This window comes from Ningiella ruwaisensis (genome assembly GCF_004798935.1).
GTDB lineage: Bacteria > Pseudomonadota > Gammaproteobacteria > Enterobacterales > Alteromonadaceae > Glaciecola > Glaciecola ruwaisensis.
Window position 1 is genome coordinate 465,232 of the sequence record NZ_RAHT01000002.1, and the last position, 13,876, is coordinate 479,107.

Genomic DNA, 13,876 nt, shown 5'->3' on the forward strand with positions numbered 1-13,876 from the left:
TACTTTTTCATTTAAAACAATAGCTTACCTTTAATTTAAGCGGCTTAATTCTGGCCTCACAATTGCTCTTTGTTTTTATCATTAATTTTAAAGTGAGAACCTCATGAGCAATACCGTTAATACGATTAATCCCTTTACTGAAAAAACCATTCAAGAATATCAATTACTGAGCCTCGATGAGGCAAATCAAGCTGTAGACGCGGCACACGAGTGTTTTGAAAGCTGGCGCAACAGCTCCCTTGAGATAAGACAGGTTTTAGCCAACAAGCTTGCGTCCATTTTTGAAGAGCAGAAAGAAGAAATTGCTCAGTTGATGACGGATGAAATGGGTAAGGTAAAAGCACAAGGCTATCAAGAAATTGAGCTTTGCGCTGCCATTTGCCGATATTCGGCTGAAATTGCCGAGTCCAATCTGGCCTCTGAAAAGCGAGAGTTTGATCAGGGAGAAGCGATCATCTCCTATCAGCCAGTTGGCGTTATCCTGGGTATTCAGCCTTGGAACTTTCCTCTTTATCAAGTAATTCGATACAGCATCACAAATATCATAGCAGGCAATACAACTGTACTTAAACACGCTTCTAATGTCTTTGGTATGGCACAAAAAATTCAGGACATGTATGAAGAAGCCGGCTTCCCTAAAAATTGTTATCAATCGCTGATTATAGATGGCGAGACATCAAGCAAGCTAATTGAGCACGATAAAATCAGAGGCGTGACCTTTACTGGCAGTGACGAAATTGGTAAATCGGTGGCAGAAAAAGCCGGCAAGCTGGCCAAGAAAACGGTGCTTGAGCTCGGTAGTAACGACGCATTTTTAGTTTTGGATGATGCTGATATTGAACTGGCGATTGAAGCATGCGTTAAAGGGCGTGTGATTAACAACGGTGAAACTTGTGTATCCGCTAAACGCTTCATCGTTACAGAGAAAAACTATGACGCCTTTAAAGAAGGCTTTTGCAAGGCCATGAGCGACCTTAAAGTTGGCGATCCTAATGATGAAGATAGCGACTTGGGACCTATGGCAAGAAAAGATTTGCGAGACGAACTTCATGAACAAGTAAAAGCATCAATAGAAAATGGTGCAAACGCGGAAATAGGTGGAAGCATACCAGAGCGCGATGGCTTTTTTTATCCGCCCACAGTACTCACAAACGTCAAGCCCGGCATGCCTGCTTATGACGATGAACTGTTTGGGCCTGTCGCATCACTTATCAAAGTGGCAAATGACGAAGAAGCCATTCAGGTCGCTAACGATAGTCGTTACGGATTAGGCGGTGGAATTTTCTCCAAAGACACTGACAAAGCCATTAAAATTGCTACCGAGCGTTTTGATACGGGCATGGTGAATATAAATGGATATGCGCTGGCACAACCTAATCTTCCCTTTGGTGGTGTAAAAGACAGCGGATACGGTCGCGAGCACGGTGGTTTTGGCATGCGTGAGTTTGTCAATATTAAAACCGTAATGGTCATGAGTTAATTCACTCGTAAGCCAGTTGTAAAAGATATGAAAGATAAGGAGTCAGCATGAAAGCTAAACTAATTTTATCGATAGGCGCCGTCATTTTAATTTTTGTGACAATTGGAATGCTTATGAATAAAAGTGATGTTACCTATGAGGTGACTGAACACACTGACAATAATGATTTACAAGAAGATCATTTGCTTCCTCTTGAGGCGAGAATAAACGCTGCTATGCTCTCGGAATTGGACGTCCCCACATTCAGTATCGATACAGAAATTCGCGGAAGCGTGGTTATACTTAGTGGCGAAGTAGGTTCTCTTGAAGAAAAAGTTCGCGCCGCCTCTGTTATTGGAGATGTTGATGGTGTGAGTGAGATTGTCAACAACCTGCAAGTTGTAGAAAAAGGCGTAGATGACGCTTATGAGCCTTCGCCGATGTAAAAATTTAGTATTTGGATAATGTTAAATTGAAAATTCATAGTTTACCATACCAATTCTCTGTACAAAATTTAATGTACAGATTATTGGTATGGTATTAAGACTACGCGCTACATCGAAATTGTAAAAGATTGCTATTCATCAGCTCATCGCAAAAGTGCTCAGTATGTGTACGAATATTGCCGAGCGCCTGTTTCGCCATAACAAGTTGCTGTTCTGAGACCATTTCATCAATATGATTAATAATTTCTTGCTCAGCTAAAATAAGCCTTTGAAATACTTCATCGTCGTAATTATGATTAAAACAAGTACTTATTACCGCATAAGTGCGCTTTAGCGATGCTACCCATTCTGACTCGTATATCTTATCGTCAAATCGTTTTACAATAAAAGGCATCAACGATTAAACACCTTCGATTTTCTTGCGAAGCGCTTTTCTAAAAAGCGGAATTACAGTTTCATTTGTAAGTTGAAATGAAGTGGAATGATAAAAATCTATTCCATATTCCAGTGCCTGGATCACGTCCAAAATTTTGTTTGTGTAAATCACCCTGTTATACATGTTTACCCCGCATCATTTGGTTGTCTAAACTGCTGTCTTGCAAAATTCCTTTAGCAATAAATGCACCGGGTCGGGTACAGTCAAGTTGCTTTGAAAGCATGTCTCATAGCTGAGCTGCTTGCGAGTTGAATACGAGTTGCATGGATACCTTAATTTTTATCAGGCCAAATTTACATATATACCAGAAATTTTTACCACATTTAAAAAGAAGAATTTTGAGTAGTATTTCAGATCAGAAGTTGCCAGCGCATTAAACTTTATTCTATAGCGTGTAAATAAATCAGTAACGATGAATATAAAGCAACTCCTAAAATAAACGCCCAATATTTGCTTCTGCGATTTTCAGGAAGTTCTTCTTTGAGCACGTTCATTATAATTCCTCCGGCTAGAAACGCTTCCATACTATGAATTATATCTTCTGATATTGCTGTGATGGCTCCAAGTAATCCTCCAATGAGTATCATGCTGACGATGATCCATTTGCCTTTTTTGAGATAAAGTTGTTTATGATGTTGTAGCAAACCTGAATCATTTACTAGAAAATGCAATGCTATGGCTAGAGAAAATAACATTACAGCCTCATTCTCGTGGTCAGGAAAATCAACAATCAAGTATCCAATCAATAAGTTGTATAAGCCATAGCTCACGATGTGTACCCAAAATATCTGATTTTCTTTTCCTGCTGGCTTTTGTTTCGCGTATTTCTCAAGACCAAACATAACGCATAGTCCTGTAAGCGCCACGATATAGGCTGACAACTCTAATTCAAATACTTCGAACTTATCGCTTGCCTCCATAAGTTTCGGTAGCAAATGCAAGAAAATATAGGCAACAGATGCACCGCCAGAAATTGAAAGCCAAATACTCCGAGGTTCACCTTGCAAGAACCGCATTTTACTGGCTAACACATGAACGATTGCAACAAGAATAAGTAAAAGTATATTCAGTAACATAATCTCAGTTCCACCTTTCTAAGGCGTATCTACGATTTGCTTAAAAGTATGTGAATAACGACATACAGCGCAACCACTCTTTATAAGTACGTTGTTGCGAGAATGTAGTTGCAAAAATGTAATCGCAGGAATGTCATTGCAAAAATCATGTCCAACACTTAGTTTGGCTAGTGATGGCAAGTAATGAACGAACTGCTATGTTCATAGTAAAAAAATTAGTCATCGTCGAAAAAAACACGCCCTACTCAACGTAAAACTAACGCTAATTCTCATCAATCGTCAGAAAGGTTTCAGGGTCAATTAGCACCATTAAAAATGATTCGCCTATTTGCGACAGTTTGTAAATACCAAATTCTTTTTCAATGAGGGCACAATGTTCCAGATGCGCTGCACTTAGGCAAGTTTCCACAGGCTTTCTACTATCTAATTCTAACCCATTTTCCTTCGCAAGCCTTGTCGCCAGTAGTTTTGATGCACTGGCCTTCTTGGAATTACACAATTTTGTACCAAGACAACTTAAGGTAAGTATATCTTCAGCACTCATACGAGATAGTAAATACGGAAATTCAGGGTGTACATCCGCTGTAATTAGCTCATGTGAAATTAAATTTGCCCAAATCCTAACTATGGAGGAATTGAACTGTAGCGAAGCATGTTCCATAGCGGGCAAGAGCACTTGTACCTTGCAATGTTGATTTACACCACGGTTGACTCGCCTCATAGTTTGTAGACAAAATTCGTAAAGATCATTTACTACTAACTGTTGAGGCACTGACATTTTTGAAAAACTTAATCTTAAGATTTGCACAATGCTTGGGGAGCGAGTAAACGCCACCTTTATCACATCATCAAATATGAGCCGAGTATTCATGGCTTTACGCAAATCATTGTCCATTGGTATGGACTCAGAATCGCTATCTGTATTTTTGCCCATGTCACTGTGATTTGGACTCATACGCAACCCTCTCTGGTATTCCAAAATGCTTTAACTAAGAATAAAAACCCCCAAACAACTGTTAATGTTTAGGGGTTGTAAGCATTGCTCAAATCTACGAAGTGGCCTCTTGTAGCGCCTTCATTTCATCGTGCAGTTGCTGCGCCCGGGCACGCACCTGTCGAAGCGCAGTCAAACAATTAGCAGGCTGTTCTCTTGACAGCGCGTCATCTAACACTTCTAATACCCTGTCTTCCACCTCTTCCAATTGCTTGATGTAGGTATGATCCTCATCGCTACTCATTTTACCCACTAACTTGGTATACATTTTTCTTGTACTTACCATCCAATCTGCATCGGTTTCTTTTTCACCTTGCTCATTTATTGCGTAAGGCTGGAGCATTTCAATCGCATTTTCTTTTTCGCTGATCATGCGTTTGAATACATTTATGATGTGATTTGTATCAATTTCCTTGATAGCCTCTTCATAAAATTCAATTCCACCCTGTAGCACTTTAATTACGTCTGAAACTTTCTCTACCTGCAGGTTCTGATCTTTCATTTTAGCTCCCATCATTTCTGTTTTGCTGACAATTCATCAGCATACTGTTTCTTTAAAATAGTTATAAGCAGACTTTTAATTTGCAAATAATTTGCCAAACTACCTTTTTCTATCTGCTTGATTGAACTGTAAAAAGCGTTGATTACACGCCAGTTTTAATGTCATTTCAGCCAAAATTACAAGTTGCCTTGTAAAGCTTTCAAGCTCAGATAATTTTTTTCGTTTCTGTCCCATTAATTACATCTTCAACATCCCCGCGGTCGCATTCACATTCATCTAATTTAATGAGTAAGGTCCACTCATCTTCCTTCGAAGCCTTAACAACGCTTTGGTTAAGCTTGTCATGCTGAGGCTTTAACGAGACCAAACCGGATAAAAACAATCCAATAAATAACCCGGGACTAAGCATCGCAATATAAGTAAATGTTGGATTGAGCTGAGTAAATTCAGGTCCATAATTCACCAACAACCAGCCCACCATTAATCCAACAGCTATTCCTACCGCACCGTAAACTAAATGAACCCATAGCATTTTCATGCCTATTGGTTTACTTTCGCCTTCTAGTTTGTAGGATTTTGCATCATCCTTTGGCTCAATTACCTCAATTGATTGTTGCTTAATAGCCAACTTACTTATTAGCTTTTGCTTTGCTGAAACAAGCGCCTCCCTGCTGGAATAAATAGCAGCTAAACGATTGTCTGCTGCTGTAAATGCTGACGTTGTCATGATGACCTCCGCTTTAGCTTATCTTCTGGCGATAATCCACACTGCGTGAATAATTCCAGGTATATAACCTAATAAAGTTAATAAAATGTTTAACCAAAAATGGCCTTTTAATCCCACTTGTAGAAACACGCCTAAGGGGGGTAAAAGTATGGCCAGAATAATGCGTACAATATCCATGATGTTCTCCTTTATCTGAAATTATTTAAGTTCTTGCATTTCGTTAACATATCCGTCTGCAAGCTGTTCTTTCTCGGTATTGCTTAGTGTTTTGCCCGCTTGAGGGAAGAACTCTTTTTCTTCTTCTTCCAAGTGATGCAACACCTTATCTTGCAATTGCTTCATTACGCTTAGCCAACTTGAAGATGCCATGTCTGTATTATCAAGCTCCTCAAGCAGCTCATCTATCTCATGGTGCTCGGCAACACCATGGCGAGATAGTTCAACAGTTTCATCTTCCTGCATTAAAGGAGAGTAAAAGTGTCTCTCTTCTGCGGTAGCGTGATTAGTTAGCTCTTCTTTTAACTGTTTGTAGAAGTCAGCTCTTACGGCCGAATCGCCCTCGGTGTCTACAAGGACCTTCATCAATGCTCGTTGCTTATCATGATCTTGTCGTAGCGCTTCAAAAATTTTCATTGTTTTTCTCCTCAATTCGTTTTTGATGATCAGTAGCCACTTGCAACCAGCGCATCTGCAAGAATGCGAAAGCCGGCCACTGTTGCACTTCGTTCATAGTCAATGTGCGTTTCGTTGCTGCGCTGACTTTCGTCAACACAGCGTTTGTGAATAGATTGCATTGCATTAGCAAGCTGCTTTTCCAATTTGTCGTACTGTCTGTAAGTGAAGTCTGCGTTTTGCTGCATTTCAAAAGCCGAAAGAATCACGCCTCCGGCATTCGCCGCTTTGCCTGGAATATGACGCATATTGTTATCGCGAAAAATATCGATGGCTTTTGATGTGCAAGGCATGTTGGCACCCTCTATCACATAAGATGTGCCGTGTTTACAAAGTGAAATGGCAGCCTTTTCATTAATTTCATTTTGAGTCGCACAAGGGATCGCAATATCACATTTTAAATTCCATGGCGTTTCGCCTTGCTGAAAGTCGGCCTGTGTTTTTTTACTCAGTTGTTCAAGGGCATTATCGTGCTCACTCTTATTGGCTAACAACCAATGGATATCTGCATCACTTATCCCCGAATTATCAACGTAAAGTCCCTTACTGTTAGACAGTGAAATAACGCGTGCCCCCTTCTGTATGGCTTTTAAAGCGGCATGCAAGGCGACATTTCCTGCACCAGAGATTACAATACTTTGATTTTCAATATTCAAAGACTGATGAGCCAGTGCTTCAATTAAAAAGTGAATAACGCCAAAGCCGGTCGCTTGCTCTCGCATTTCACTGCCAGATATAGACGTAGGCTTACCAGAAAGCGCACCTTCATAGGATTGCGTTAAGCGCAGGTATTTGCCATACATCCAACCAAGCTCACGAGAACCCACGTTGATATCTCCGGCAGGAACGTCTCTGCGGGCACCAATATGATTGTGAAGTTTCTCCATGTAGGCGTTACTAAAACGTCTTATCTCTGAATCACTTGCATTTTTAATATCAAAGTCTGCACCGCCTTTTCCTGCTCCGAGTGATAATCCGGTTAATGCATTTTTAAAACTTTGCTCAAAGGCAAGAAATTTAAGCACAGAAAGATTTACACGAGGCGTAAAACGAGTACCGCCTTTGTAGGGCCCGAGAACGTTCGTTTGCTGCACGCGCCACCCCTGATTAACGCGGCAGCAACCGGTATCATCTTCCCATTCAACCTTAAAAGTATGGATTTGATCGGGAAGCAGAATGCGCCTTAGTACGTTCGCACGTTTATAATCTTCGTTAGCGTTTACTACCGGCACGATGTCTTTGCAGACTGAACTTACTGCCTGGTGATACTCCTTTTCATGGGGGGCCTGTGACTGTATCCAATCTAAGGTTTCTTCGAAAACTGACAAGGTTTCTACTCCAAACACACGCAGCGATCATCGATGTGCTGCCGAATAATCTAAAATTTATGTGTTTGATGCGTTTCAACATGCATGCCAGCAAGAGAGTGATGTTATCCTTCTGTTTTTATTGAATAAATTAACAAGGTGAATTTGTGAAATTTTTGCTTCACTACAACATCTTCACAAAAACGCGCAAGATTTACATAGCACAGTAGTTCGAAAGGCTTATTAAGACAATGCGGTATGAAGTTGCTCGTAGCTTACCGGCTTGAGGAGGTGTGAAGCGACTTTATACTGATTTTGAACAGTTTCTGATACCTGACTGCCACTTAAGATATGTATAACGGCTGAGGGAAGTTGTTCTCGTATTTGTCCAAGTAGTTCAATGCCATCAATATCGGGTAATCCTAAATCGAGAATAAAACGGTTTTCGCTATGAGATTCAAGATGCGACAATAGTGCCTGACCAGTTGAAAAGTGTAGAACTTCAAAACCGATGCGTTTTAGCAGCACTTGCATAATACTTGCGCTATCTTCATCATCTTCAACCAGGCAAATTCTTGGCAAACTCTCACCCGCAAATCCGTTTCCTCTGGTATTCACTGTCTTTTGTTCATCTGCACCTGTCAGAAACTTAGCAAGGGTCGAGAATAGCGATTCAGGCTGGATTGGTTTTGCTAAAAGCCCGGAAAAACCCTGCTTGAATAGTGCTTCTTTTGTTCCTTTTTGAATGGCAGCAGTAACGGCAACGACAGGTAAGCTAGGTGAAAGTCGCTTAATCGCATCAAATGCTTCATTGCCTGTCATAACCGGCATATGCAAATCCATCAAAACCAAATCAAACGCTTGCTTTTGCAGGTTTGCTTGCTGAATCATTTCAAGAGCAAGCTTCCCATTTCGAGCATAATGCACTTGAGCACCCGTTTGGCTAATCAAACGCCCGAGGAGCTGCCTGATTTCAAATACATCATCCGCAATGAGCACCTTACCTTTAAATTTTCTCTGTCTTTTCTTCTTTTGATTGGCTTGTTCAACATCAAATTTAAAATGGGAAAATTCTGCAGACTCACTGAGCAATAAAGGAATAGTAATAACGAAGGAACTTCCTTTTCCTAACTCGGTATCAAGCGTAATCGTTCCTCCCATATGCTTAACGATTTCGGCACTTATTGATAAGCCTAAACCTGCACCACCCGCTTTACGATTTGCAACATCTTCTATCTGTCTAAACGGCGTGAAGATACTTTCTACCTTTTCCTGAGGCATACCAATTCCGGTATCTTCTACCGTGAATATCAGGCATTGCGTGTTTCTTTGCTCAATAATAAGTCGCACGCTGCCTTTGTCGGTAAATTTGATGGAATTGCCTAAAAGATTAATAAGCACCTGCTTTAACCTTAATTCATCCGCTTCAATCACCGTGGGTATGGGACTCAGGGTTTTACATTCAAAACTAAGCCCTTTATCTAGCGCATTAACCGAAAGTAAGCTATACACCTCGCTAATCAGCTGATGCAGATTAGTATTTTGGCGTTGCAGTTCAAATTTGCCGGCAGCAATTTTAGATAAATCAAGAACGTCATTTAAAAGATTAAGCAAGTGCTTACCATTATTTGCGATAATCGAAAGCTCGGTTTGCAAAGGGGCAGCAATGTCCTTTTCAAGAAGCAGTGAGGTATATCCCAGGATTGACGTGAGCGGCGTTCTCAATTCATGACTTAAGTGTGCTATAAATTTATCTTTCGCGACATTTTCATTCAGTATTCGCTGGTTAGAAATACGAGTAAATTCCAATTCTTTTCGAGAAATTGCATATCGAATCGACTTTATAAAAATAGCCTCATCGATGGCGCTTTTCATAATATAATCTTGCGCACCCTTTTTAATCGCAAGATTTTCGACCTTTTCATCTTTTTGCCCGGTCAACATAATAATTGGAGTGATCACTAAATCTTCGTCAATAGCATTTAAGACCTCTATGCCATCAAAGTATCCAAGGCGGTGATCCAGCAGACATAAATCAAAAGAATTGGTTTTAAGTTGTGCGATGGCGTCATCTTTTTGTGTCGAGGTAACAAATTGACACGTTTCAGACACCAAAGGAGTTAGTCTATCTTCTATGAGGAAGGCGTCGTCCTCATCGTCTTCTACAATGAGGACTTTGTTAATTCGAGAAAGTTGGGCATCATCAGATTTCATACAATTATAGAATTACTGAACGCTGCCCGTTTTTCAATCTCATTACATACATTTAATGCGGCAAACTCGGCACACGTGCATGATCCGACCAATAGTGTCCAAAGGTCTTCATCATATCCACAAGGGTATCAAAGCTTGAGGGCTTCACCATGTATGCAGAAGCGCCTAAATCATAACCTTGTGTGATATCTTCGTCAGTATTAGACGTCGAGAAAATTACAACAGGGATCCGCCGTAATATTTTATCTTCTTTAAGCTGCTTGAGCGTGTCACGACCATCTAGCACCGGCATATTAAGATCAAGCAATATGACGCTGGGCAAATCAGCTTCGATCAAATCCGCGAATTTTCCTTGTCGTTTTAAAAAATGCATAAGCTGCTCACCGTCCTCAACGGTAATACACTTGCTTCCGTATCCAGCAACTTCCATCGCATCTTTTGCCAACAAGCGATCGTCTTCATCATCATCTGCCAGTAACACAAAAAAGGGTTGTTTATTTGTATCGTTCATCAGAGGGATCACTCACAGTAATTTGCGACACTGCATTTGTCGCAGGGATTATAATAATAAACGTCGCGCCTTGGTTTAGCTTGGCTAACGCACTTATCTCTCCATTGTGACGTTCAACAATCCGTCTACAAATAGATAGTCCTATACCTGTACCTTTATATTCATTTCTTGTGTGCAAACGTTGAAACGGCGCAAAAATTTTGTCTGCGTACTCCTGATCAAAACCAATGCCATTATCAACAATCTCTATCTTATACCAATTTCCAATATTTGGAATATTTATGTTTTGTGGTTTCTTTCCTTTTTTCGCGCTAATTGTAATATGGGGCGCTACTTCTTTTCGTGAAAACTTGAGCGCATTTGAAATCAAATTGGTAAAAAGTTGACGCATTTGCAGGGCATCTGCTTTTACAACAGGTAATTCCTCAACCACTACACGTGCATTTAGCTCTTCTACTTTGACACTGAGATCATCAATACACTCGTCGACAATGGTATTTAAATCCACATTTTCAAATGGCTTACCTCGCGTATGAACACGAGAGAACTCTAACAAATCCGATATCAAAATACTCATACGGCTAGCCGCGCTGTGCATACGCTGCAGATAGTCTTGACCTTTCTCACCTAAGGCTTCGCCAAAGGAGCTATTTAAACGTTCGCCAAAGGCCTGAATTTTACGCAAAGGTTCCTGCAAATCATGCGAAGCCACAAAGGCAAAATCTTCAAGTTCGCGGTTACTCCGCTTTAACTCTTCTGAATAGAGCGATAATTCTTTGGTTCGCTCCTCCACAGCGTAGAATAACTCAGCATTACGCTCTTCAATTTCGCGCTCTCTCATTTTCTGAAATCGAATATTCATTCTGGCGAGAAAAAATATCCCAATTACAAGTAACATGCTGGTAATAAGCGAAATAAAAAAGGTCGTTTGCGATTCAGCCGTTACTCGTTCCAGTTTAAATGACAACAGAGCGCGATGACGATTTTCGTTTAAGGCCATTTTTGAAAAAACGGCTTCTACTTCGGTATAGAGATAATCGCTCAAAAGCTCTCGAGACGACTGAGTATTGTCCTCAGGCGCCGTTTGTCTTAATGATTGCAGTTGCACTTTTAACTTACTTAAGTACAGTGCAATCTCCATCGTCACTTTCTTGATAAGGTTTCGTTGCTCACTTATTTCCGAGTTGAGTTCTGATACTACTAACAGCGCTTCATCAACGCGCTCTGCTGCCTGGTTGAAATCAGATAGGCGTTCAAAACTTCTGTCGATAATAAAAGCTCGATGGGCAGATTCGGCTTTGAGAAGCGAAATCTGTAGTTCGTCCAATGCAACCATCACATCACCCGTATTTTTGATGCTTCCTTGCAAGGCATGTAACTCGTTGATGGTCGTGCGCGCGATGTAGGTATTGATGCCAATCAATCCCATAAATAATAGCGTTATCACTGTCCATGTAATAGACGAGTGTCGGTTTAAAGAAGACATAAACTGCAGCTACCCTTAAGGTTCTGCTTGAGATATTACCTGCAGCTGCTCGCTACATTGCTGGCAGTACTGAATAATCTTGTCAGCAGCCGCTTGAATGCCTTCTGCCTGCTCGCTTTCGTCGCTTAGCATTTTGATTAATTCGGCCTGCATTGAAATATTATTCAATGGACGCCTTGCATCGTGGATTTGTTTAGAAAGATCAGACATCTTAATGTTCCTATAGTTCGTCACCGTAGGCGTGTAGGCGGTTGTACAAGGTTTTGGTGCTTATCCCCAACATTTCAGCAGCCATCGTCTTGTTATTATCTACCTTCGACAAGGTCGCATAAATAAGCTCTTTTTCAAGCTCTTCAATCGTCCTGCCTGGCGTAATTCCCCCTACACTCTGAGTTTTGTTAGAGAATGGGGAATCAAACTGCATGGGCAGGTCGATTTTTTTACCGCCTGGCTCACTCATAATAAATGCACGGTGTATGGCGTGTCGAAGCTCACGAACGTTGCCTGGCCAATCGTGAGAATGCAGTTGGTCAAGCTGTTTTTGGGTAAACGCAAATTTTTCGCCATGCTCTTTATTTAACTGGGCTAAAAAGGCATTTGCCAAGAGGGGAATATCTTCTTTTCGCTCTCGCAAACTTGGAATTTCGATGGGAAACACGGCAAGTCTAAAGTAAATATCCTCGCGTAGCACATTATCTGCCGCAATTTGTTCAAGAGTACGATTAGTCGCGCTTATCACACGCAGACTTATGGGAAATTCCTGCGTGCCGCCCACTCGTGACACTTTTTTTGTCTCAAGCACTCTAAGTAAATTTGGCTGCATGTCCATCGGCATTTCGGTAACTTCATCTAAAAACAAAGTCCCCTTGTTTGCACGCTCAAATACCCCCGGTTTTTGCCCCACCGCGCCGGTAAAAGCGCCTCTTTCATGACCAAAAAGTTCGCTACCAATCAACTCTTTTGAAAAACCGCCACAATTCGTGGCGATAAGGTCTCCGGCGGGCTTGGCAGCATTGTGAATCGCTTGTGCAACTAGTTCTTTCCCAACGCCACTTTCTCCCATTAGCATGACATTGGCATCGCTTCGTGCAACTCGTTCAATCATTTTGTAAAGCGCCTGCATGGGTGCTGATTCACCAATCAGGCAGTCAAAATGTAGGGTTGAGACCTTGGGTTCATCACTCGATGCTTGAGTCATTTCAGCCGCAGCTTTGTTGCTTTGGCTGCGCTTATTGCTCAAAACTGCTTCTATGTCTTCGCGCTGAATAGGCTTCATCAGATAATTGACTGAGGGGCCTGCAATGTGCGCAATGGCAGACTTGATTTCAGGATTGCCGGTTATAAATGTCACTTTTGGCATCTTACGCTTTTGCTGAACATACTCGAAAATATGCAGTCCGCTACCATCAGGAAGCATAAAATCAATTAACAGATGGTCAAACTCGTTTAAATCTAACCACTCTTTTGCGTCTTTAACTGAATCTGAGATAGACACATGGTGCCCAAGGTGCTCGATGATATTGCTAAGTATTTCGGTAAACTCTGTGTCATCATCAATTAAAAGAATAGACTTCAAATTAATTTCCTTATTTTAACTATATTTCAATTATTCAGTGGATAAGTTTAGTCTATAAAACAGTCGCTTGCCTTGCCTTTTAGACACAGACTAGTGTAAAGCTTACATGAACTTGTGACCGCTCATAACTTTTATATGATTAAGACTATACTTTTCAAGTGCTTAAAATTCAGAAAGCGTTGGTGCGTTACTTGCTAAATTTACATGGTTCTTCACTTCAAATCCTGATTTTTCTTCTCTTTTGAACGAAAAAGCGCGTTTGAACAAATAAAGCAGGAGTAATGAAAATGAAATTTGGCATTGGATTGATTTTATTGGTAGCCATCGTTGCTGCCGCGTTGGCGCTGTTAGGTCTCTTGGATAGTGGGCCCATTGTGGTTGCTATTGCAGCGTTTGGACTAATCATGATTTTGGCTATTGCAGTTACTGCCGTGTACGGTGCGTCTCGCAATAAAACAAAGCATTAAACA

General features: G+C 40.9%; 16 protein-coding genes. 3 read left to right on the plus strand and 13 right to left on the minus strand.

What is annotated here, in order from left to right; genetic code table 11:
• Positions 1-103 precede the first annotated feature (103 nt).
• Positions 104-1,480, plus strand: coding sequence for an NAD-dependent succinate-semialdehyde dehydrogenase (locus D6V41_RS05465; protein ID WP_136250463.1), 1,377 nt, complete (start codon positions 104-106; stop codon positions 1,478-1,480).
• Between the two features lie 47 nt (positions 1,481-1,527).
• The gene (locus D6V41_RS05470) at positions 1,528-1,905 is read left to right on the plus strand and encodes a BON domain-containing protein (RefSeq protein WP_136250464.1); all 378 of its coding nucleotides are present in this window, start codon (positions 1,528-1,530) and stop codon (positions 1,903-1,905) included.
• A gap of 100 nt (positions 1,906-2,005) precedes the next feature.
• Here D6V41_RS05470 and D6V41_RS05475 read toward each other — a convergent pair whose 3' ends face one another.
• From D6V41_RS05475 to D6V41_RS05535, 13 genes are all read right to left on the minus strand, one after another.
• Positions 2,006-2,299, minus strand: coding sequence for a hypothetical protein (locus tag D6V41_RS05475; RefSeq protein ID WP_136250465.1), 294 nt, complete (start codon positions 2,297-2,299; stop codon positions 2,006-2,008).
• A gap of 422 nt (positions 2,300-2,721) precedes the next feature.
• Positions 2,722-3,417: a hypothetical protein gene (locus D6V41_RS05480; RefSeq protein ID WP_136250466.1), complete on the minus strand. Its 696-nt coding sequence runs from the start codon at positions 3,415-3,417 to the stop codon at positions 2,722-2,724.
• Between the two features lie 262 nt (positions 3,418-3,679).
• A complete protein-coding gene (locus D6V41_RS05485) occupies positions 3,680-4,372 on the minus strand; it encodes a DUF4393 domain-containing protein (protein ID WP_136250467.1) in 693 nt (230 codons plus the stop codon).
• Between the two features lie 94 nt (positions 4,373-4,466).
• Positions 4,467-4,913, minus strand: a complete 447-nt coding sequence (locus tag D6V41_RS05490) for a PA2169 family four-helix-bundle protein (RefSeq protein WP_136250468.1) — start codon at positions 4,911-4,913, stop codon at positions 4,467-4,469.
• A 205-nt stretch (positions 4,914-5,118) separates the two neighbouring features.
• On the minus strand, positions 5,119-5,640 hold the full coding sequence (locus tag D6V41_RS05495; RefSeq protein WP_136250469.1) for a hypothetical protein: 522 nt from the start codon (positions 5,638-5,640) through the stop codon (positions 5,119-5,121).
• A gap of 18 nt (positions 5,641-5,658) precedes the next feature.
• Positions 5,659-5,817: a YqaE/Pmp3 family membrane protein gene (locus tag D6V41_RS05500; RefSeq protein ID WP_136250470.1), complete on the minus strand. Its 159-nt coding sequence runs from the start codon at positions 5,815-5,817 to the stop codon at positions 5,659-5,661.
• Between the two features lie 21 nt (positions 5,818-5,838).
• Entirely contained in the window at positions 5,839-6,273 is a 435-nt protein-coding gene (locus tag D6V41_RS05505) for a hemerythrin domain-containing protein (RefSeq protein ID WP_136250471.1), read from the minus strand.
• 29 nt (positions 6,274-6,302) lie between these two features.
• Entirely contained in the window at positions 6,303-7,640 is a 1,338-nt protein-coding gene (gdhA, locus tag D6V41_RS05510; RefSeq protein ID WP_136250472.1) for an NADP-specific glutamate dehydrogenase, read from the minus strand.
• A 222-nt stretch (positions 7,641-7,862) separates the two neighbouring features.
• Positions 7,863-9,833, minus strand: coding sequence for a hybrid sensor histidine kinase/response regulator (locus D6V41_RS05515; RefSeq protein WP_136250473.1), 1,971 nt, complete (start codon positions 9,831-9,833; stop codon positions 7,863-7,865).
• A 52-nt stretch (positions 9,834-9,885) separates the two neighbouring features.
• Entirely contained in the window at positions 9,886-10,344 is a 459-nt protein-coding gene (locus D6V41_RS05520) for a response regulator (RefSeq protein WP_136250474.1), read from the minus strand.
• The gene (locus D6V41_RS05525; RefSeq protein ID WP_136250475.1) at positions 10,328-11,830 is read right to left on the minus strand and encodes a sensor histidine kinase; all 1,503 of its coding nucleotides are present in this window, start codon (positions 11,828-11,830) and stop codon (positions 10,328-10,330) included. The genes D6V41_RS05520 and D6V41_RS05525 overlap by 17 nt, the downstream gene beginning before the upstream one ends.
• Positions 11,831-11,845: 15 nt before the next feature.
• A complete protein-coding gene (locus D6V41_RS05530) occupies positions 11,846-12,040 on the minus strand; it encodes a histidine kinase (RefSeq protein ID WP_136250476.1) in 195 nt (64 codons plus the stop codon).
• Positions 12,041-12,050: 10 nt separating this feature from the next.
• Complete coding sequence (locus D6V41_RS05535) at positions 12,051-13,406, minus strand: sigma-54-dependent transcriptional regulator (protein WP_136250477.1); 1,356 nt, start codon at positions 13,404-13,406, stop codon at positions 12,051-12,053.
• A gap of 281 nt (positions 13,407-13,687) precedes the next feature.
• Here D6V41_RS05535 and D6V41_RS05540 point away from each other — a divergent pair, with 281 nt between their 5' ends.
• Complete coding sequence (locus D6V41_RS05540; RefSeq protein WP_136250478.1) at positions 13,688-13,873, plus strand: hypothetical protein; 186 nt, start codon at positions 13,688-13,690, stop codon at positions 13,871-13,873.
• The last annotated feature ends 3 nt before the right edge of the window (positions 13,874-13,876 follow it).